Annotated in this window: 18 protein-coding genes and 1 riboswitch; of the genes, 2 read left to right on the top strand and 16 right to left on the bottom strand. The window is 27.2% G+C overall.

The genetic code is table 11. The annotated features are described in order from the left end of the window. Positions 1-136: 136 nt before the first annotated feature. The 9 genes from ACH36K_RS10170 to ACH36K_RS10130 form a co-directional block, all read right to left on the bottom strand. Entirely contained in the window at positions 137-1,207 is a 1,071-nt protein-coding gene (locus ACH36K_RS10170; protein WP_411167519.1) for an ABC transporter permease, read from the bottom strand. Beyond that, positions 1,198-2,292, bottom strand: coding sequence for an ABC transporter permease (locus tag ACH36K_RS10165; RefSeq protein ID WP_411167518.1), 1,095 nt, complete (start codon positions 2,290-2,292; stop codon positions 1,198-1,200). The genes ACH36K_RS10170 and ACH36K_RS10165 overlap by 10 nt, the downstream gene beginning before the upstream one ends. A gap of 12 nt (positions 2,293-2,304) precedes the next feature. Continuing rightward, on the bottom strand, positions 2,305-3,240 hold the full coding sequence (locus tag ACH36K_RS10160) for an ABC transporter ATP-binding protein (RefSeq protein WP_411167517.1): 936 nt from the start codon (positions 3,238-3,240) through the stop codon (positions 2,305-2,307). A gap of 86 nt (positions 3,241-3,326) precedes the next feature. Beyond that, entirely contained in the window at positions 3,327-3,971 is a 645-nt protein-coding gene (locus ACH36K_RS10155; RefSeq protein ID WP_411167516.1) for a response regulator transcription factor, read from the bottom strand. Position 3,972: 1 nt separating this feature from the next. Then, a complete protein-coding gene (locus ACH36K_RS10150; protein WP_411167515.1) occupies positions 3,973-5,124 on the bottom strand; it encodes a sensor histidine kinase in 1,152 nt (383 codons plus the stop codon). A gap of 164 nt (positions 5,125-5,288) precedes the next feature. Next, positions 5,289-5,483, bottom strand: a complete 195-nt coding sequence (locus ACH36K_RS10145; RefSeq protein WP_411167514.1) for a hypothetical protein — start codon at positions 5,481-5,483, stop codon at positions 5,289-5,291. 170 nt (positions 5,484-5,653) lie between these two features. Then, the gene (locus ACH36K_RS10140) at positions 5,654-8,407 is read right to left on the bottom strand and encodes a glycoside hydrolase family 3 N-terminal domain-containing protein (protein WP_411167513.1); all 2,754 of its coding nucleotides are present in this window, start codon (positions 8,405-8,407) and stop codon (positions 5,654-5,656) included. Between the two features lie 405 nt (positions 8,408-8,812). Next, positions 8,813-9,628 (bottom strand): alpha/beta fold hydrolase, encoded by an 816-nt coding sequence (locus tag ACH36K_RS10135; RefSeq protein WP_411167512.1) that lies wholly within the window; start codon positions 9,626-9,628, stop codon positions 8,813-8,815. A 280-nt stretch (positions 9,629-9,908) separates the two neighbouring features. Beyond that, positions 9,909-10,841: a DMT family transporter gene (locus tag ACH36K_RS10130; protein ID WP_411167511.1), complete on the bottom strand. Its 933-nt coding sequence runs from the start codon at positions 10,839-10,841 to the stop codon at positions 9,909-9,911. 321 nt (positions 10,842-11,162) lie between these two features. Between ACH36K_RS10130 and ACH36K_RS10125 the strand changes: the two genes are divergently transcribed. Beyond that, positions 11,163-11,777 carry a nitroreductase family protein gene (locus ACH36K_RS10125; RefSeq protein ID WP_411167510.1) on the top strand — a complete coding sequence of 205 codons (615 nt, stop codon included), beginning with the start codon at positions 11,163-11,165 and terminating at the stop codon, positions 11,775-11,777. Positions 11,778-11,820: 43 nt separating this feature from the next. On the opposite strand, the gene ACH36K_RS10120 is transcribed toward ACH36K_RS10125, so the two are convergent. Together ACH36K_RS10120 and ACH36K_RS10115 are read right to left on the bottom strand one after the other, a co-directional pair. After that, a complete protein-coding gene (locus ACH36K_RS10120; RefSeq protein ID WP_411167509.1) occupies positions 11,821-13,452 on the bottom strand; it encodes a SulP family inorganic anion transporter in 1,632 nt (543 codons plus the stop codon). Positions 13,453-13,599: 147 nt separating this feature from the next. Beyond that, positions 13,600-15,366, bottom strand: coding sequence for a methyl-accepting chemotaxis protein (locus ACH36K_RS10115; RefSeq protein WP_411167508.1), 1,767 nt, complete (start codon positions 15,364-15,366; stop codon positions 13,600-13,602). Between the two features lie 518 nt (positions 15,367-15,884). Here ACH36K_RS10115 and ACH36K_RS10110 point away from each other — a divergent pair. After that, positions 15,885-16,085, top strand: coding sequence for a hypothetical protein (locus tag ACH36K_RS10110; RefSeq protein ID WP_411167507.1), 201 nt, complete (start codon positions 15,885-15,887; stop codon positions 16,083-16,085). 383 nt (positions 16,086-16,468) lie between these two features. Here the strand turns inward: ACH36K_RS10110 and uvsE are convergent, their stop codons facing one another. From uvsE to mgtE, 5 genes are all read right to left on the bottom strand, one after another. Then, complete coding sequence (gene uvsE / locus ACH36K_RS10105) at positions 16,469-17,446, bottom strand: UV DNA damage repair endonuclease UvsE (RefSeq protein WP_411167506.1); 978 nt, start codon at positions 17,444-17,446, stop codon at positions 16,469-16,471. Between the two features lie 296 nt (positions 17,447-17,742). Beyond that, entirely contained in the window at positions 17,743-18,285 is a 543-nt protein-coding gene (locus tag ACH36K_RS10100) for a DUF6512 family protein (protein ID WP_411167505.1), read from the bottom strand. Positions 18,286-18,444: 159 nt separating this feature from the next. Further along, entirely contained in the window at positions 18,445-19,440 is a 996-nt protein-coding gene (gene add, locus ACH36K_RS10095; RefSeq protein ID WP_411167504.1) for an adenosine deaminase, read from the bottom strand. A gap of 142 nt (positions 19,441-19,582) precedes the next feature. After that, positions 19,583-19,682: riboswitch (purine riboswitch) on the bottom strand. Positions 19,683-19,740: 58 nt separating this feature from the next. After that, complete coding sequence (locus ACH36K_RS10090; RefSeq protein WP_411167503.1) at positions 19,741-20,871, bottom strand: DEAD/DEAH box helicase; 1,131 nt, start codon at positions 20,869-20,871, stop codon at positions 19,741-19,743. 154 nt (positions 20,872-21,025) lie between these two features. Next, positions 21,026-22,381 carry a magnesium transporter gene (gene mgtE / locus ACH36K_RS10085; protein WP_411167502.1) on the bottom strand — a complete coding sequence of 452 codons (1,356 nt, stop codon included), beginning with the start codon at positions 22,379-22,381 and terminating at the stop codon, positions 21,026-21,028. Positions 22,382-22,624 lie beyond the last annotated feature (243 nt).

Below are 22,624 nucleotides of genomic sequence, written 5' to 3'. Positions count from 1 at the left end.
CATTATAAAATTCCAATATCAACGTTATTTCAAATTTAGAAAATAAAGTTAAATTTCAATGCAATTATTAGCTATACGAGCATGGGATAAAAATAAAAACAACATTACTAAATAAATAATGTTGTTTTATTTCAAATTATTCTTTTACAAATTCTCTTAATCTAAAGCTTCCTGCTGTAAATAGTACTCCTGACATTAGTACTATTACTATAATAGGCATAAATATATTTCCCTTATTTATAATTTGTGCCATCCATGAAAATGGTGAAACTATACTTAAATTATTTATTATTTGTGGTACATTATCAAATTCTTGAAGTCCACTTCCAAGTATGCCTACACCAAATGATAACAATCCAAAGACTACAACTGCTAAACTTGCTATAGTTGGATGTTTAAGCCACCTTGTAGTAGCTACGATTAAGGAAGTAGTCATTAAACTGCATAAGGTAATTACTAATATGCCTTCACCTAAATTATAATTTGGTACTTTAAATATCTTTAAAGCTATAATTAAAGTTAATGAACTTACTATACTTTGCAAAATAAATGCAGATAAATATAAAGAACCTAAGATTACTTTATCAGAATTACCAGTTGATATTGTTCTCTTTAATACTTTTTGAGCTTTAAGCTTAATTATATCATCAATTAATATTGATCCACCTATCATCATAAAATAACATATCATAAGAACAGTCATAACAAAATCTTCTTTGCTTACTTCATTTTTATCAACTATTACAGCTTCTACAGTATTTGTACTTAGGCCATCATTTACTCCTTCTTCAAGTAATTCATTTACATAATTAGTTATAATATTATCTGCAATAACTGATCCCATTACAGCTTCATTACTATAACTTTTAATATTTGGTACATCACCATTATTTATATCTTTTTCAAAATTTTCATCTATTACATATATTGCTCCAATTTTTTTATCTCTTAATTCATTATAATTATCTTCAGCTTCTCCCTTTAATTCTTCTATATCATATTTTTCTGACAGATTATTTATTAAATCCTTAGAGTATTTACTTGAAGATTTATCTAATATCCCTAGTTTCCCTAGAGAAGTGTCATTTGAGCTTGGTCCAACTGCACCAAATAAAACAATCATAGGAAGAAGAAATGTCATAAGCAAAATTGCAGGATTCTTTAAACTTCTTCTTAAATTAATTATAGTTAATCTTATTAAGCGCATTTCCTTCCCCCCTCACATGAATTTACTTTTATTAATGCAATTAAAAGTAGTATTGCTGAAGCAGCAATTATTAATATTAAGTCTTTAGTATTTCCATTAAAATTTCCATTTAAATTATACAAAGTAAAAAGCTTTGAAATATAGTGTGTTGGTGCTAAGGTTGCTAAAGCATTACCCTCACCAGTAAGCATCTCCATTCCTATAATAGGAAGAGCAAAAAGTAATCCTCCAATAACTTTTCCATAGGTTGCTCCAAAAAAAGTATATATAAATTTACTTATTGAAACTACTAATATAGCTGAAGTTAAAACTAATATAATTAAAGGAATTAGATTTCCTGTAAAGCTTATTCCTGCAATTCTGAAGAAAAATACATATCCAGAAATAATTAAAGATGAATATACAAATAAAGCAAATGAATCATAATAAAAATATTGCTTTTTGGTTATAGGTGTTGAAGACACTCTTTTATCAAGATTTACGCTAATTTCTGCATAGTTAGTTTGTATAAGTCCAAAAATAAGCATACTAATTACAAATGCAATCATTGATGCAGACATTTTTTCATAACTACTAGAAGACTTCTTTGTGTCTATATCTATCTTTTCAACAATTGATTTTCCTGAGATCTTTTCTAAATCTTCATTTGATCCTCCAGATATATTAACATAAAGACTTTGATGATAATTATCTAAAATTGTTTTTAATGTATTTGTTGAGTTATTTAATCCTTCTTCTAATTTGTTTATATTTATTTCACCTTTTTTTAGAGACATGACATTATCTCCATATCCCTTTGGGATAGCAATTTCTATATTAGCTTTTTTATCAGTTATTCCAACAAGCTCTTTCATTTCTTCGCTTTCTAAAAAGGATATTAAATTTTTAGACATATCACTTTTGTCCATATCACTTATTTCTATTTTTAAAGTTTTAAGCTTTAAGGGGCTCTCCATAAGTGTCTTTTGGAAAAATCCCATAAAGGCTGCTAATAAGACTGGAAATAGTATAAGATATAAAATTGTTATAGCTCCATTAGATACCATTCCTTTTAAGGTTGTTTTTGTATAATATAATAATTTCAATTAAGTCACCCCCTAATCTCTTAGTGTCTTTCCTGTTAAAGCTAAGAATACATCTTCAAGTCTTGCATCTTCATAGCTTATTTTCTTTACATTAATACCATATTGCTCTATGATACTTAAAACATTATGAAGTTTAAAGTTTGAATCTATAGTTAAGGAAATTGTATCTTCCTGCTCCTTAACCTTTATTACTCCTTCTAATTTTTCAATATTTAAAATAACTTCGCCTGTAATATCTTTAGCTTCTATTAGTACTTTATTATTAGGAAAAATAGAAGTTTTAATTTCTTCTTCAGTTCCATAAGCAACTTCCTTACCTAAATCAATAATAAACACTCGCCTGCAAAGCTCCTCAACTTCTTCCATATAATGAGAAGTGTAAATAACTGTTGTCCCCCACTCTTTACAAATATTTTTAGTGAAAGTGAATATATGATTTCTTGATTGTGGGTCAACTCCAACAGTAGGCTCATCCATAATTAATACCTTTGGATGATGCATAATAGCAGCTGCAATATTTAATCTTCTTTTCATCCCACCTGAAAACTTTTTAACTTTTTCCTTCTTCTTTTCTTGAAGACCTGTAACTTCTAAGGCCTCTTTAATTCTTTCTTTAAGTTCTTTTCCTTTTAACCCATATAACGCGCCAAAAAATTCAAGGTTATCATAGGCATTCAGCTCTTCCATTAAAGCAATATCCTGTGGAACATAACCTATACATTCCTTAGCTTTTATTGGTTCTTTTAAAATATCATAGCCACAAATTTTAATTGTTCCACTATCTGGAGCTAAAAGACTAGTCATTATATTAATTAATGTGGATTTTCCAGCTCCATTAGGTCCTATAAATCCAAAAATCTCTCCTCTATTAACTTCATAGCTTACATTATCTAAAACTAACTTATCATTAAATCTTTTTGTAACATTTTTAACTTCTATAATACACATTTAAAATACCCCCTAGCTTTATCTTAATTCTATAATAAGATAAAGCTAGGGGGCTTGCCATTACTCTAAGTCACTATGTAAATGACTTAAGTCACTATTCCATTTTTAAATGCAAAAATTGCAATTTGTGTTCTATCTCTAAGATTTAGCTTAGATAATACGTTTGTAATATTATTTTTTATAGTTCCTTCAGATAAATAAAGCTTTTCTGAAATTTCTTTATTAGTTAAGCCTTCTGCAATATATTTAATGATTTGAAATTCCTTCTCTGAAAAATCATATTTCTCTATCTCTTTGCTATTGATATTTTGTAAATTTACACTAAGCATTTCATTTGCAACTTCTGGATGAACAACCATATTTCCCATATAAGCTGTTTTTATTCCTTCATAAATAACTTCATGAGAGCTATCTTTTAACAAATAACCAAAAGCACCATACTTTAAAGCATCTTGAATATATTCTTTATCTTTAAAGGTAGTAAGTATAATAACTTTAATTTTAGTAAATTGTTCTTTAATAAGCCTTGTACCCATAACTCCATCACAATCTTTCATTCTTATATCCATAAGTACAACATCAATATCTTTGTTTTTACATACTTCTAAAGCTTTATACCCATTTTCTGCCGTATCAACTACTTCAATTTCATCAAATGTTGAAAGCATAATTTTTAAACCTTCTCTAATTAACTTTTCATCATCTACAATTAATATTTTAATTTTCCCCATCCTAATTCTCCTTTTCCCTTTGAATTACAAATCTTACAAAGAATCCTTTTCCTTCTTCTGAGCTAAGATCAACTGTTCCACCCATTTCTTCTGCTCTTTCTCTTATATTCTTAAGCCCAAATCCGCTTTCTTCAATAGTACTGGTTCCTACACCATTATCTTTAAAAGATATTACAAAATCATTTTCTGTAAAATTCATGATTACTTTAACCTTTGATGCCTTACCATGTCTTAAAGCATTAGATAATATTTCTTGAGTTATTCTATATAAATGAGTACTTTGCTTTGTAGATAAAGTCCAACCACCCTTTGATAAAATGATGCTTACTTCTATTCCAGACATCTTTTCAAAGTTTTTACATAGCTCTTGAATTCTAATTATACCTCTGTAATTATCATAATCATCAGATTTAAGCTCACTTACAGCTTTCTTTACATCTTGAAAACTATCATTTATAAAATCTCTTAAGTTTCCTGCCATATCTTTCAAATTGCTTTCTTCTTTACTAGCTATACTTTCCATAGCAGATAATTGAATCATTGCTGTAGATAAAGCATGTCCAACACTATCATGTATTTCTCTTGATATTCTATTTCTCTCTTTAAGTACTGTTAATTCTTCTATTGAAGTAAGACATTCTTCAAGGTCATTATTAGCTTCAATTAGCTTTTCCTCTGATATCCTAAGCTTGTCATATAGCCTTTGAGCTTCTCTTTTTGTACTATATAGATTAGATATATAATTTAAAAGAATCACAAAAATAACCATAATAACTAAATTAATAATACCATTTTCTATGTTTTCATTAAATTTTGTAGATACAGCTAGAATAGATATTATAACTGCAAATAAATATTTCATATTATTGGACCTTAAAGTAAATGAATCTATGGTTATCCCTATTAAATAAAATAGAATACTTCCTCCAAAGTTTAAATAAGCTATTGGCGACACTATTAACTCTATAATCATTGAAAATATAGTTAATTTATCATCTTTAAAGAAAAACACTCTAAGATTATTATTTATTACAAATAACAAAACAAATATTATACTTTGAATACTTGTATTTTTTTCTTCAATAAATATTTGAGCTATTAAAATAATAAATGATATATATCGTGCTAATAATAATTCCTTACTTTTTCTCATAGTTCTCTCCAATTCTCTTTATAGTATAAGATAATAATACAACATATTTTAAAATTGGTGAATAGTAGTAAATTTATAAGTAAAAATAACCAAAAATAAAAGATGACTCCTGTTTGATACAGAAATCATCCTTTAAATAGCATATTATTTTAAACTTATATCCCTTACTTATATAAGTTATCTTCTATAATTTTATTAGCAAGAATACCTATATTAACTTCTTTAGTATCCATATATACATCAATAATTCTATCTACAAGAGTAACCTCAACGTACTCTATTTCTTTTCCGTCTTCATCTTTATACTTAATTATGTCATAAGTTATAATATCTTCTTTAAGTGCCTTCTTAGAAATCATAAGTTTTCCTCCTTAAGTTATATTCACTATATTTTAGCAAAGATTTAAAGCTATGTCCATTTAAATGAATTTCTAACTTTTGTGGATTAAATTTTTCTAAGGGCTTCTTATATTTCTAGTGAGGAGGTGTTTTTTCATCTCACTTTCTTGGAATTTTTTATGGAATATTCTTATTTTTTGTTCTTTCTTAAAACAGCACCAACTATAGTCATAATACTACCTAAAGCAACTGTACTTATTGGTGAAGTTCCTCCTGTATTTGGAAGATTAGAGTTTGGTTTATTATTGTTTGTACCTTCATTATTATTTTTGTCGTCATCATTGTCTGTACATGCATTGTTATCTTTTTCTTTTACAGTTACTTTAATAGTTGTTTCAGTCTTATTGTTATTACTATCTTCAACTTCATATATAACCTTATACTCTCCAGCCTTTGAAGTATCTACAGTGTTTTCTTTAACTTTAATTTTATTAGATATATCTCCATCTTCTTCATCTAAGGCTGTTACCCCTTCTAAAGGAACAAATTCATCTCCTATAGTTAGAACTTTATCTGAAGCAGTTATTACTGGAAAACTATCTGCTAATATATTAACTTTTGTTTCTGATGGTAAAGCTGTAAATACTCTATCATTACTATCTATTACTTCCATAGAATCTATCTTTATAGTTGATAAACCTACATTAGATTTAGATTTAAAAATTATATTAAAGCTTTCATTAGTTATAATTTTTTCTCCTAAAGCTTCTAAATTTACTACTAATTTATCATTTTCTATTTTACTATCTACTATTTTGATACCTTCACTATTAGACTCTGCTTTTACAAACTCTAAAAAATTGTTATCAAAATTAATTATTGCTGAGTATTTCTTACTATTTAAGCCTTCCTTAATATCCTTTAATAATATTTTAGTTTCAAACTCTTTTCCAACTTTAACATTTGAAGGTGCTTCAATATTTGTAGTACCCATTGAAGTTAAGTTAGTTATACCATATCCAAAGTTATATTTATTGCTAGTTAAGTCATAACTACCATCTTGCTTTAAATTTGGTATATCAACTGGAAGAGTTCCAACAGCTTCATGTGCTCCAAAAACTACATCGATAATAGCTGGAATATTTGGTCCAAAGGCTTTTGTAGGTGATAATCCTCCATCAGCTTCTGTTGGATCCATTCCTTTATATCCGTATGCTATTACCTTAGCTTGAGCTTCATCACGAGCCGTCACATCATAAGGATGACCAAGGCTACCTAAAACAACAGCCTTTCCCTTAGATTTTGCATATTCAAAAACTTCCGTTGGATATTTAGTTAGCCAACTGTCTAGTGATAAATGAGAAGATCTTGATATTTCAGATAACATAATAATTTTATCTGCTGAATCAATTTTAACCTTTATATCATCCTCTAATGTAGTTTTCTTATTATATGAAACTAAATCTAAATTAACATTATTTATTTTTCCTTCTTTTATTAATCTAGTTACACCAAATTTCATACCTGGCAACTCATTATCATATGGTGCTAATAAAAGTATATTTTCACCTTCCTTAGGCTTTAAAGGCAAAATATTATTTTCATTTTTAACTACAGTAATAGCATTAGCTGAGACTCTTCTCTCAATATCTCTATTTTCCTTTGATCCAACAATAGATTTAGCATTGGTAACCTTTTCTTCTAAAGTTCTATTGTCGTTTTTTAAATCCATTATACCTCTATCTATTTTTAACTTAACAATTCTCTCTGCTGATTCATTTATTCTATCTAATGGTATTTCTCCTGTATTTACAGCTTCTTTGATTGAATTTATAATATTCTCTAACTTAGACACATCATCTATACTTCTTAAAACAGTTGGCATTAAAGCAATATCAACGCCTGATTTGATAGTTAATTTAACAGCTTCTACTTCACCAAAATGATCACTAATTGCTTTCATGTTTAATGCATCAGTTACTACAACCCCATCAAAGGAAAGTTCATTTCTTAAAACCCCAGTAATTACATCGTCTGACAATGTTGCAGGATATCCAATTTGACTTCCATCTTTTTTTGAGGTGTAAGTATCCTTTTCTATTTGTGGAAATTGTATATGAGCAGTCATTATCATATCAACACCCTTATCTATGGCTGTTTTAAAAGGTTTTAATTCCATTTCTCTTAAAGCTTCTATAGGTTTATCTACTACTGGTAATCCATAATGTGAATCTGTAGCTGTGTCACCATGACCTGGAAAGTGTTTAGCTGCTGCTGCAACTCCTTGGCTTTGAATTCCCTCCATAATCTTGCTGCCTAATTTTCCAACTAATTCTGGATTGCTTGATATTGATCTTAAGTTAATAACAGGGTTATTTGGATTATTATTAATATCCATAGCTGGAGCAAAGTTAACATTAAGTCCTAAGGATTTTAATTCCCTTCCAATTACATATCCTGAATCATAAGCATCTATTTCACTTTTTGTAGCTCCTATAGCCATATTTCCAGGTAAGTTTGTACCTGTACCTAATCTAGTAACTATTCCACCTTCTTGGTCTATAGTTACTAGTAAAGGTAAGTTCCCATCTTTATCTTCAATTGCTACCTTTTGAAGATCATGAACTAACTTTACAGTTTGTTCTGTTTCTTTTACATTATTAGCAAATAAAATAACTCCTCCTAAATCATATTTGTCTACTATGTCTGATATTTCATCATTTAACACTGTCATATCACTTACTGCTTGAGCATCTTTAGCTTTCCATTGTCTAAAATCTGGCATTAGCATTTGTCCAACTTTTTCGTCTAAAGTCATACTTTTAACTATTTCCTTGGCTTTAGTTTTTGAATCTGTAGCATAGACTTTATTAGATGGTAGTGTAAATAATGAAGTGGTAATCATAGTTGCAGCTAGAAGTACAGCAATTTTCTTTTTATTCATAAAAATCCCCCTATAAAATAATAACTTTTTAATTTGTTAAAGATTGTTTATATTATTTTTTAATAATATTTAATTTTAACTTTTTTTATTATATTCTAGACTTTTCATAAAGTTTTTAACCTTACATTTTTTCTTAATATTTCTCTAAATTTTATTTATAGTATAAGATAATAATACAACATATTTTAAAATTGGTAAATAGTGGTAAAATAACAAGTAAAAATAAACAAAAATAAAAGATGACTCCTGTTTGATACAGAAATCATCTTTTAAATAGCATATTATTTTTTTAACTTAATTTATTAAAAGTACATTTTAAAATAATGTTTTTATTTTAAACTTATATCTTTTATTCTTGCTATAAAAACTATTAATCATGATTACTTCTTTTACTAATACTATTGATTATTTACTATTTTTAAATATAAACCCATATAACATACTGTTTAATTCCTTATATTTTTCAAAAATTGAAACATGACCACAATCTGGAATTATAATATACTCTGAGTTAGGTATTTCCCTAGCTAAAATATCTGAAAATTTTACTCTTTTAAGTAAATCATCTTGTCCAACTATAATTAAAGCAGGACATTTTATATTTTTAAGTTCATTTGTCATATAGACATCTTTTTTAAAAGTTTCATAAAGTATCTTTTGCCCTTCAAAATACTCTTTAGGCATTCTTTTAAAATCCTTTGCTCTTTCTTCTAACATTTTCTTATTATTAGTATAAAAGGAATTGCCATATATACTTGGAGCCATTCCTCTAAAAAATTTCTCTCCATCCATTGCATCACATAAAACTATCCATCCATCAATAAATCCTTTTAGTACTTCATCTAACTCACTAACAGAATCTATTACTGATATACTCTTTGTCATTTCTGGATACATAATTGCAAATTTCATTGCAACCTCTCCACCATAAGATGTACCTATTATATGAACCTTTTCTACTCCTAATTCTTCAAAAAGTTTTTTTGCATCTTCGGCATGTAGTGAAAATGTATATGGACCTTTTGGTTTATCAGACTTTAGTTGCCCTCTAAAATCATGTCTAATAACCATTAATCCTGTTTCTTCAAAAGTAGGTGATAAATAATTCCAACTATTTGTTGATGCCATAACTCCATTTAAAAAAACTACTGCTGTTTTTGAATTTAAATCACCACTTACCTCATAATAAATATTTACATCATTGATTTTGTAAAATGCCATACTCATTCTCCTTTTTTAAATTATACTAAATGTAAGTAATCACATACTTTTATTATATATCTTGTAAACATTTACTTCAATATTATTATCTGAAAACTAATTTTATTAACTTTATAAATGCTCTATTATATACCGTTAGTTTTTTTGATATTATAGTTACTTTAAGAAAAATTGTACTACCTATTATTTCTTTAATTACATAAAAAATAACTGTAATAAAGCTTAAAACTCTATTACAGTTACTATAAAAGTTATATATATATATTCTATTTATATGCCTCTAATTATTATTTTCTTTTTTTCTATAAACTAAATAAATTCCTGTACAAACTAATATTAGAGCTATTAATATCTTAATATCAAAAATATTTTCTTTTAAGAATATAGCAGATAATATAGTTCCAAATATAGGTACTAAAAAGTTAAAAACCGTTATTATTCCTACCTTATTATATTTAAGAAGCTGAGACCATAATGCAAAAGCTACTGAGGATAATAAAGCCATATATAAGAGTAACATACTCGATTTAACTGTGAAGTTTGAAAGATGTCCTCCTAAAACATATCCTAAAATAGTTAAAATAAGACCTCCTATTGCAAGTTGATATCCAGTTACAGTAGATGCATCTTTATTTTGAGTTATCTTCTTACCATAAATTGATGAAATTGAAAGTAAAAAAGCTGCAATCATTATGAAGCCTTCACCTTTAAATGAAAAACTACCTTCTAAAACTGATGTACCACCAAGATTAACTATAATAACCCCTGAGAATCCAACAATACATCCTAAAACCTTGTTATAATTTAGCTTGTCATTTTTATAAATAAAGTGAGCTAATAAAATGCTAAAAAATGTTCCTGTTCCATTTATAATTGCTCCTCTTACTCCTGTTGTATAAGACAGCCCTATATAAAAGAAAATATATTGAAGGGTTGTCTGCCCTAAACCTAATATAGTAACTTGTCCTAATTCTTTAGGATTTAAGTTAAAAACTTTAGATCCTCTTATTATTTGTAATAATAAAACAAAAACTCCTGCTAAGAAGAACCTATATCCAGCGAAAATAAGCTTTGATCCTATATCATTTCCTACAATATTAAAAAGTTCATATCCAATCTTTATAGCAGGATAAGCACTTCCCCATAATAATGTGCAAATGACTGCTAGCACAATTATATTTTTTCTGTTAGTATAAAATTTTGATTTGTCCAAATTTGTCTTTCCTTTCTAGTAGTAAATTATTTATATACATATTACCATATATTCTAATTTAATGTTATACCTTAAATACTTTTAAGTAATTTAATGGATTATCTTCTGATTTTATTCTTTAATTTTAAATTTTACTTGTATTTATAACTTATAATATTTTCTAAAGATTTAGTCTTTCTTAATTTTATAGTTACTTTTAAGTGCCTATGTAACTTAAAAGTAAGTACTTGATATTTATATACATATACTTGATAATATCATTATTAATTATATGAAAGTAATTATTAAATTAAGTTTTAATACATTTTGGAGGATAACGACATGATTAATAAAGATTTTATAAAGATTTTAGAAGAAAGATCTTCAATTCGTGAATTTGATAAATCTATAGAAATTTCAGAAAGTGAGCTATCAGAAATTTTAGCTTTAGCTACTAAATCACCTTCTGCTTGGAATCTACAACATTGGAAATTCATTGTGGTTAAAAGTGAGGAAGCTAAACAAAAACTTCTTCCAATTGCTTTTAATCAAAAACAAGTTTTAGATGCCGCAGCTACAGTAATTGTATTAGGTAACTTAAAAGCAAATGATAATGCTCCAAAGATTTATAACCCTATTGTAGATGCTGGACTTATGACTAAAGAATATAAAGACAAATTAATATCAGACATAAATAATGTCTATACTGTAGATGAAAGAGCTAAAAGTAGTGCAATACTAAATTCTTCTTTAGCTGCAATGCAATTTATGTTAGCTGCTAAGGCTTCAGGTTGGGATACATGCCCTATGACTGGATTTAATCATGAATTATTAGTTAAAGAGTTTAATATAGATAATGGGTTTATACCTGTAATTATTATTCCTATAGGAAAAGCTGCTGCACCTAGCTACCCAACAACTAGATTACCTATAAATGATGTAACTGAATGGGTTTAATAAAAGCAAAAAGAGATGTGATTTATGTCACATCTCTTTCTAATTAACAATATAAAGTACTTTTAATAGCTTGATCTGCACTCCAAAAAATCATATTCGAACCTATTTTTTCTTCAAATCCTGATTTATCAATAAAATCTTTTACTTGTTGCTGTAAACCACATAGCATTAATTTACAACCTCTATTTTTAAATTCAGTCATTACTTCATCTAAAGCTTGCAATGCTGATATATCCATTAAAGGAACTCCCCTCATTGATAGTATTATAACTTTAGCTTCTTCTATTGATAAAACTTGATTTTTAAACTTTTCTGCTGTTGCAAAAAATAAAGGTCCTGTAAAATATGCAACTTTTATATTAGATAAGTTACTACCTTCAAGGATTTTTTCATCTAATTTATTTTCATCTACCTCACTTATTGATATATCCATATTAGCAATTTTTACAATAAACAAAAGACTTGAAAAAATTACACCTATTAATATAGCTTGAGTTAAATCAAATACTATTGTTGCAAACATTGTTATTAAAAACTTTAATATTGCGCCTTTAAATTTTTTAGAAAATATATATTTTATACTTTCCAATTCATTCATTCTCCAAGTAGTTACCATTAAAACCCCTGCTAAGGCTGATAAAGGAATACTAGCCATAATAGGTGCTAATAAAAACATTGAAAGCATTAAAAATATTGCATGAAAAATACTTACTATTCTAGTTTTAGCTCCTGATTTTATAGCTACACTTGTTCTTGCAATAGCAGCTGTTGCAGGTACACCTCCAAAGAAAGGAATTATGAAGTTCCCAATTCCTTGTGCTATTAACTCTCTATTAGCATCAAATGAATCTCCTTTCATTTTTTTACCAACTTCACCACAAAGTAAGCTTTCAATCATAGCTAATGCAGCAATACTTATTGCTGGTGCTAACACACTTTTTATAACATTAATATTAATTGCACTAACATTAAGTCTTTCATCTAAAATTAATTTTTTTGGTATATCACCAATTACATCTATAGGTAATTTAAATACTAAGTTTATTAATAATGCAACAATTAATCCAATCAATGAAGATGGTATGATATTATTAAGTTTTTTTGGCCAAATAATCATAATACCAACTACTAAAGCTCCAATTAATAATGCATACCAATTTATATTTAGTGGTGACGTTACAAAGTTTATTAACTTTATTGCAGAAGATTCTGATGCTTTAGTTGTTACACCAAAAAAATTATCTAATTGTCCTATTGCAATTGTTAAAGCTATACCTGATGTAAAGCCTGTAATTACCGGTGCTGGTATATACGAAACTATTTTTCCAAGCTTAAATATTCCTGCCAATATAAGTATTAGTCCTGCCAATGCTCCAGCTATCCAAACTCCTTGTAGTCCATATTTTTGAAATAATACAACTAAAATTGCACTCATCGCTCCTGTTGGTCCAGATATTTGAAATGAACCTCCTGAAAGAGCTCCTATTACTAAACCTGATATTATTGAAGTTATTAGTCCAGCTGCTGCTGAAGCTCCACAACTAACTCCAAAAGCTAATGCTAGTGGAAGTGCTACTGCAGTAACTGTTATTCCTGCCATCAGATCTCGTTTAAAATTTAACAAATTATACCCCTTAAATTCCTCTTTAAGGTCATTAATATAACTTTTTAGCATTGAGATTACATCCCCTCGTGTTTTATTTAATTTTATCCACGAATAATTTTAACTCTAATATCAAATCAATACAAGCTAAGTTAAAGCAAGATATCGTTTACTTATAAAAATAAAAAAAGATTGTAAAAAATTACAATCTTTTTTATATTATATTTTAAATTTTTGTACCATTTCATTTAGCTTTTGTGCAAGATCTGCTTGACTTTGGGCAGTTTTAGCTACTTCCTCTATTGCCTTTGTTGTTTCATTCATACTCTCTCTAATATCTTCAGCTTTCTCACTAGACTTTTGAGAAGATTCAGCCATATTTTGAACTGCATCACTTACTTGACCAACTGTAGCTGTAATTTCTTCCGACATAGCAGCAATTTCATCAGACATTTTACTTACAAAATCTGAATCATCATAATATTTAATACCTGTATCACCATAGGCATCTAACTGGTCATTTACTTTTGTATTTACAAAATCTAATATATCGCTACCTGCTTCAATACTACTTTTAAATGCACCCTGTACTTTTGCAATTGTTTCTTGAATATTCTTTACTGCTTCTCCTGATTGTTCAGCAAGTTTCCTTACTTCTTCTGCTACAACAGCAAATCCTTTTCCTTGCTCTCCTGCTCTTGCTGCTTCTATAGCTGCATTTAAAGCAAGTAAATTAGTTTGCTCTGCTATTCCACCAATAGTATCAGCCATAACTTTTATACTTTCTACTATTTTTCCATCTTCTATGGCTTTTTCCATCTTTTCTTTCTTTTCATTATATATTTTTCTAGTTTCATTAATTGCATTTTCACTACTATGTTTAACTTCGATAGCTCTATCTTTAGCATTATTAGAAATATTACTTCCATCCATAGCCCTTGATGATAATATATTTATACTCGAATCTACTTCTTCAATAGATGCACTTATTTCCTCTGTAACAGCACCAGATTCTTGCATTCCAGAAGCAATTGATTCTACAGCTTCATCTATTATAACAACTTTAGAGAATAGTTCTTCAACAGTTGCTGAAAGTTCTTCTGATGATGCACTTATATCTTGAGAATTTTCCATAATTGTTTTTACTAAGTCTTTTACATTTTCTTGTGCTTGGTTTAAAGCATTGCCAGTTTGTCCAAACTCATCTTTTCTTGTAATAGTTATTTGATTGCTAAAATCATAGGAAGATAATCTTAATGCAAAATCTTTTATTTTAATTAGAGGATCTGTTATTTGTTTGCTTAAAATCATTGATAAAACTGCAGCTATAACTAAAGAAACAATAAGTAAAATCATATTAATAGTTATACTAAACATTAACTCCTTTTGTGCAATAGCTTCTCTATCTGCTATTATCTTATCTATATCATCTATATAATTCCCTGTTCCTATTACCCAATTAAAAGGAGCATATAATTTACTATAACTTCTTTTAGGTGATGATTCTGTTTCTCCACTCTTAGGGAACCAATAATCAGTATATCCACCACCTTCTTTTTTACCATTTTCAATTACATCTTTTATCATATAGTTTCCTTTACTGTCTTGAGAATTAAGTCTATTTTTACCTTCTGTTTCAGATCCTAAAAGAACAACATTTAATCCATCAACTGTATCAGCCCAAAAGTACCCTCCATTACCAAATTTTAAATTTCTTAATAAATCTGCACTTTGCTTTTTAGCTTCATCAAGGGTAATCTCACCTCTTTTAGCCTTTTCGTTTATTTTATCTATCATAGAAATTGCAATTTCTACTTGCTCTTTAATTCTTGAATCATAGTCATCCTTTAAACTCTTTCTTTGCATAGATAACGAATTAGAATTATTCTTGATAAATCCATATGTCATACTTCCAGCTATAATTATAGCTGTCAGTAAAGATATTATCATTGTAACAAGAATTACTTTGTGTTTGACTTTCCCCATAAAATCATCTCCTCTTTTTGAAAATTTAGAATTCATTAACATAATTTATAAAATTATTCCTTTTAAAATAATTAATATAGTGATTTTTCTACAAACTTCAACATATTTGTACATATTAATTATAATATATATATCGGCAATGCTTTTTATTAATTAATACTTATTCTATAATATTAAAATTAATATTTCTAAGCACTTCTCAAATAAAAAATTCACCAGACTATCGAAATAGTTCTATTCATTAAAATATGCTAACAAAATAAATCATGACCATAAGTACTGATATAAGTAATTATATTAAAGTAAGTGTAATAATCTGTAAAAGGCCTTTCATCAGGTATCATTTTTTATACTTTGTCAGTATGATACCTTTGCAAGCTAAAAATGTTAAGTTTAGTTGACAAATCTAAATTTTATTTTCATAATTACTGGAATTATAATCCATTAATTATGTATAATAAGAATATAAATAATTTATGGATTGTATTAAATTATTCATATTTGAGTGGGAAGATATTATGAGAAAATGTTTAAGATGTGATGAAGTTATGATTGAAGATTATATGTTAAAAACAGAAAATATAACTTCTACTGCGTCAGTTGTATTGGGAAAAGGGAGTGGAGTTTTTTCAGATAATAAAGGAAAGATAAAGGCTGCTATATGCCCAAAATGTGGTGAAATTTCAATATTTTTTGATAAGTTAGATAAAATTAAGTAGTGCATTTATTTAATATTAAGCGAAATAAGTATAAAAGGGGTTGTTGCACAACTAAGGTTGTTCGATGGCTTATTTTTTGCCCGAAATGAAAAAAAGCGAGTCAAAGACTCGCTAATGTTTTATAATTTATCTGTGAAAACAAAACTAAAATATCACAAAGATTATACTAAATTTAATGACAGCTATCAATTAGTTTTTTCATTAAATTTTGAAATGTTTATACCAGAGGATGACTCAGCTAGATTGTTAAACCACATATTGGAGGGATTAGATTACAGTACACTGTATAAGGCGTACTCTTCCTTAGTAGGAATTTTGCAATTTAACCTAAATTTCTATTTAAAGTAAAAAAATTCATACTTAAAATTGATTTTTTATTTATATTAGTTAATAATTAATGTAGTTTTATCCTTCCATTTATATTCAGGATTAATTTCTTTTATATCTTTAACTAGCTTAAATAAAGCTACATCTTTTTCTTTACATTCTAGCATTATATCAAAGTCTTTATTAATTTTTCTTGTTAATTCTATAAAATTTATAAAGTCTAAAGCATTTATAAAATCTGAATGTTTTCTATCTATTTTACCATCTAACTTTTCATCCCTTGGTGAAGAAAAGTGCATTTTAGGAGGTAAATTTTCATTACTCCATGTATCAAATATACCTTGTAGCATATCAGAAATATTTTCGTCATTATTATTGCAATTGTGGTGATGAATATCTAAAACCATTGGTATATTTAAAGTTTTGCATAATTCTAAAGTTTCACTAGCTGTATAAGTTTTATCATCATTTTCTATAATTAATCTTTCTTTTATTTTGCTAGGAAAATCTTTAAAATTTTCAATAAATCTTTCTATAGCCAATTCTTTCCCTCCAGTTGCTCCACCTATATGAATTACCATTTTCCCTTCTTTATAATTCATGTCTTCAAACCATTCAACTTGTCTAGTTAAATTTATAATTGTATTTTTAACAACCTTTAGATTATTACTGTTTATCACATTAAATTCATCCGGATGAGTATCTACTCTCATATTAGATTCTTTAATAAGATTACCTATATATTCGAAATCCTTTTTAAAAATTTTTCTATGTCCCCAATACCCGACTTCAGGGTGAGTAACTAACGGTACTAAGGCAGAAGTTATTCTATAAAAATGTATATCATTTTTTATATTGTATCTTAATATTTCTTCTAATGCATTTAAGTTTGAAGCAGTAATGCTTTTTAATTTTTCTAATCTTTTTTCTTCTGATATAATTTTACTATAATTTGTAAAGGTTACATTACTAGAACTTGTTATCTTCTTTCCTAATACATTTGAAATGGCAACATATCCAAGCCTTACTTTCATAAATTTTCTCCTATTTAATGATTAATTAAAAGTAGTTTTTCCTAATTAATTATTTTATAAACATAAAAAGCCCTTAGATTTTATTTAAATACTTTTAAAAACATATATTCATACTATCAAAGATGGTTTGTACTATTCAAATCAATGTAAATTATTAGCTAGAGATACAACTTAAAAGAGTTTGACTTTTTGTGTTCAATATATTGACATAAGACCAAAATAAGGTTGCCTAATCAAGACAACCTTATTTTAATATTTATATAACTAATTTATAAGTTTTATTAATTGATTATAATCTAAAGCCCGTATTGCCCTGTAATACTATCTTTAAAATATTCTATCATAGGAGGATTAAACGTAAAAAGAATAAAAATAATTATATGAATAGCTATACCTACTACAGCTATATAAAATAATGTTTTATTTTCTTTTGTTTTACAGGATATAAAGTATCCAGCTAATTGTCCTATTAAAATCCCTATAAAATAGGCAGCTATATCAACTATCATATTAGTTGTAAAACTTGCTTCTTTAAATAAAATATGCCATAACCCAACCAAAGAGAAGCATACAATTTCAAAAACTACTATAACTATAAATCTACTAAATAAAAAGTTTTTTACATGCCCTTTTACAAAAATATATTCTATAATAGAATATATTAATATTGGATATAATCCTATTTTCCAATGCTCCCACATACTTTCATTTACAGGTGCTATTAATCCTATCAGAACATTATTACCTAAAATATCATATAGATTATGCCATAAACATCCTATAAAAAATATTATAAATATACCTATAATCTCATACTTAAATAGCTTTTTACATTTCATATTATTACTCCCAAACACAATATTTACTATATATTATATGTTGATGTTAAACATATATACATTTTATATATTTCTATTCAGAATTATCTAATTTTTGTTCTAGGCTTATATCACTTTTATAATAATAATCAAAATAATATCTATAACTTATCTATTTTACTAAATTTGAAAAGAAAGTAAACCTACCTTTGTTTCTTCATCACAAAAGGCCGCATTTACACTATTTATATAAATTTCTCTATACTCATCTATGTTTACATTAAATGTTTCTATTAATTTATTTGTTTCTTCAGTTAAATTTACATTAGAAACAGTTCTATTATCGGTGCTAAGACTAACCTTTATACTATCATTATGATATTTATAAATAGGATGATCTTCATATGATGTTACAGCTTTTGTATCAAGATTACTTTTAGGACACATTTCTAATGTTACTCCATTTTCTTTAACTAAATTATATGCCTCATCATCATTATATATATACACTCCATGGCCTATTCTTTCAGCTCCCAAAAGTTTTATTGCATCTCTTACATTTTTACCGAAACCAGTTTCTCCTGCATGTATTGTAATTCTAAATCCCTTTTCCTTAGCAACCTTCATTGCCTCTATATATTCATAAGCAAAATCTTCTCTTTCAGATGCTGCTAAATCTATTGCTACAACACCTTTGCCAATATACTTTTCTCCTGCATCTATAGATTGATATACATGCTCTAAATCTAATCCTCTTATACAAGAAATTATTACATTACCTCTAATGTCGTATTTTTCCTCAGCCTCCTTTATTCCACTTATAACACTTTCTATAATTTCTTCTAAAGCTAGTCCTTTTTGAGTATGAAATACTGGTGCAAATCTAACTTCAATGTATTTAACATTTTCCTTTGCAGCATCTTCTAAAAGCTCATAAGCTACTCTTCTTAAATTTTCTTTTGTTTGCAAAACTTTATTAGGTAAATCAAATCTTTTCAAGTATTCATCTAGAGAATCACAATCTTCTGAAATAGTCAGTAAACTCTTAACGTAATCATAATCATAGCTGTCTAATTTTATATTTTCTTTTTTAGCTAATTCTATTACTGTCTCAACTCTTAAGCTACCATCTAAATGACAGTGTAGTTCTATTTTAGGTAAGTTCTTAGTATCCATAATAATTTTTCCTCCTTAAAAACATTTTTATATGTAAATTAAAAATCTTCCATTGATTAATCTGTTTATTTAAATTAACTAATATTAAATTTAAATAAATATATTTTTGTATAAAAAAAAATTCTTGATTACGAAGAAATCACAAATAAAATGATTTCCTCGTAATCAAGAATTATTGGTTCTTGGTAGAAACCCCTAATCCATATTATTAGGGTTATACGAAGCTATTTAATATATCTTTTTAAATTATATTAATTTTAGCACATATATTAAAATAGTCAATATGTAATTTAAGTTTTATTATTCTACATTTCCCTTATAAAGACGTTTTTGTTGAATGTTAATTTTAAAATTATTTTCATGTAATTTTATTAGAGATTCTTCTCTATCATCAACTAAAGAAAGTACATCTCCAGTTTCCCCTGCTCTCCCGACTCTTCCTGCTCTATGTAGATAATCATTAGAGTCTTCAGGAATGTCTAAATTAATAATATGAGTTACACCTTTTATATCTAAACCTCTAGCAGCTACATCCGAAGCAATTAAAACTTGAATTTTACCCGTTCTAAAACTTTCTAAAGCTCTTTTTCTATCTTCCATCTTTCCATTACCACCAATAGCATCTACTTTTACATTATTAAATTTTAAATATTCAACAGCTGTGTTAGTAGTATAACTATCATTATTAAATACTAAAACTTTTTCAGCTTTTAGTGCATTTATAAGCTTTCTTAAAGTTTCAATCTTTTTTCTGCCATCAGTTTTTATGTAGCTATGATTTATATTTTCATTAACTTTATTATGTTTAACTGCTACAACATTTATATCATTAGCTAAAGTCTTAGCAATATCTAAAGTTTTTCCATTTAATGTGGCAGAGAACATCATAACTTGAGTTTGCTTTTGAGTAGATTTTATAATGTCTTTTATAACAGGAAGATTATTTTTATCTAAAAGTTTATCTACTTCATCAATTACAATAGTTTTTATAGTATGAGCAGATACTTTCTTTTTACGAATTAACTCTAATATTCTTCCAGCAGAGCCAACTATAATATGAGGTTTCGCTTTTAAACTATCTATTTGCCTTTGGATATTAGCACTACCTATTAAAGATGTAGAAGTAATATCTAGTCCTGATGATTTTTTAACTTCATTTATTGTATTATTAATTTGAATAGCTAATTCATGAGTTGGAGCTAGTATTATACATTGCATTTCTTTTTTGCTTGTATCAATATTTTCTATTATAGGTAAAAGATAAGCTAAAGTCTTTCCTGTTCCTGTTTCAGACTGTCCAATTAAATTTACTTTATCAATAGCTAAAGGGATAATTTTCTTTTGTATTTCTGTAGGTTCTTTTATTCCCATAGCATTTAATCCATTAATAATTTTTTCATTTATTTTAAGATTTTCAAAGTTAATTTCCATAATCATACCTCTTTCATTAAATTATGTGCTTCTTAACTTTATCAGTAGTTTTAAATATTGTCAAAAAATATTTACGGAAGAAATAATAGAAATTCTTAACGTAGTGAATTAGTGATGAAGTAACTCTCATATCAACATTCTCATCTAACAGAGACTACATTAAAAGAGGTAAAAACATTTTTGCTAAACCTAAAAATAAGAAAAATCCAAAAACATCTGTTGCTGTTGTTAAAAATATAGCTGAAGCTAATGCTGGATCTACACCAAATAGCTTTAGAAATAATGGAATTAAAAATCCGAAAAAACCTGCTATAACTAAATTTCCAATCATTGCGACAAGAATAATTAATCCAAGATAAGGATTACCATACTCAATATAAAGTATTAACCCTGTTATAAATCCAGTGGCTGCACCATTTATTACACCTAAAGCAACTTCTTTAAAAACTAATCTCCAATTCTTTTTTAATTCTAATTCCCCAAGAGCAATACTTCTTATAACTAATGATAATGTCTGAGTTCCTGCATTTCCTCCCATACCAGCAACTATTGGCATAGCAGCTGCCAAAGCTACTACTTTAGCTATAACGTCTTCAAATAATCCTACGGTAAAAGAGGCTAAAAAAGCAGTTCCAAGATTAATAAATAGCCATGGCAATCTTCTTTTTATAGATATGGCTATTGGACTATCTAATCTTTCTTCCTTACTTACTCCACCTAAGTGTAAAATATCTTCAGTTTGTTCTTCTACAATAACATCAATAATATCATCAACTGTAATAATTCCCAAAAGAGAATTCTTACGATTAACAACTGGTATGACCTTTAAATCATATTTTGAAACAAGTAATGATACTTCTTCTTGGTCTACTTCTGGATTAACAGAGATTACATTATAATCCATTATGTTATGTAGCTTCTCTTGATCAGGTGCTACTAATATATCTCGTAAATCAGCGGTTCCAATTAACTCTTTTCTTTTATTTAATATAAATATTGTTTCAATTACTTCTGTTCTTGGTCCAATTTCCTTAATCTTCTTCAAAGATTCTACTATAGATAACGCTCCATTAAGGGCAATATATTCAGTTGTCATAATACCACCAGCACTATCTTCTGCATAGCCTAATAACTCTTGTAATTTCTTGATATCACCAGTCTTCATTAACTTCAATAAATCTTTTCTCATTCTAATTGGAAGATTCCCTAAAATATCAGCGATATCATCATTTGGCATATAAGAAAATAACTGTACTATAGCTTCAAAATCAAATAACTTAATAATTCTAATTTGTAATTCCTCACTGGATTGTTCCATAATTTCAGCCATAAGCTCATTATCTATTAAATCATAAAATTTCAATAAGTTTTCATCATCAAACTCCTCTAAAATTATAGCAATATCTATTGGATACATATTGTCAATAATTTCATATAATTTATCTTTATTATTTTCTATTAAGCTATCTATTAATTCTTCTTGTGTTTCTTTACCTGTTTCTTCAATCATATCTATCAACCTCTTCTATAGTTAAACATTATTGATATTCTATATTGAATCTTAGTTTCTTATCTCTTATAGTATATATTGCTTATTAATTGCCTATAGTATTCCCGTTTTAAAACCTTCTTTTGTAAAATATGCTTATTTAATGAATTAGTGGATATATGTAAGTTTACTTATTCCGTCGCTCCGCTCCAAGTCAACGCAATCTTACATATATCCACTTACAAACTGAAGGTAAGGAAAGTA

Source organism: Clostridium sp. MB05 (genome assembly GCF_046581255.1).
In the GTDB taxonomy this organism is placed as follows: domain Bacteria; phylum Bacillota; class Clostridia; order Clostridiales; family Clostridiaceae; genus Clostridium.
This window is presented reverse-complemented; position numbering and strand designations above follow the sequence as displayed.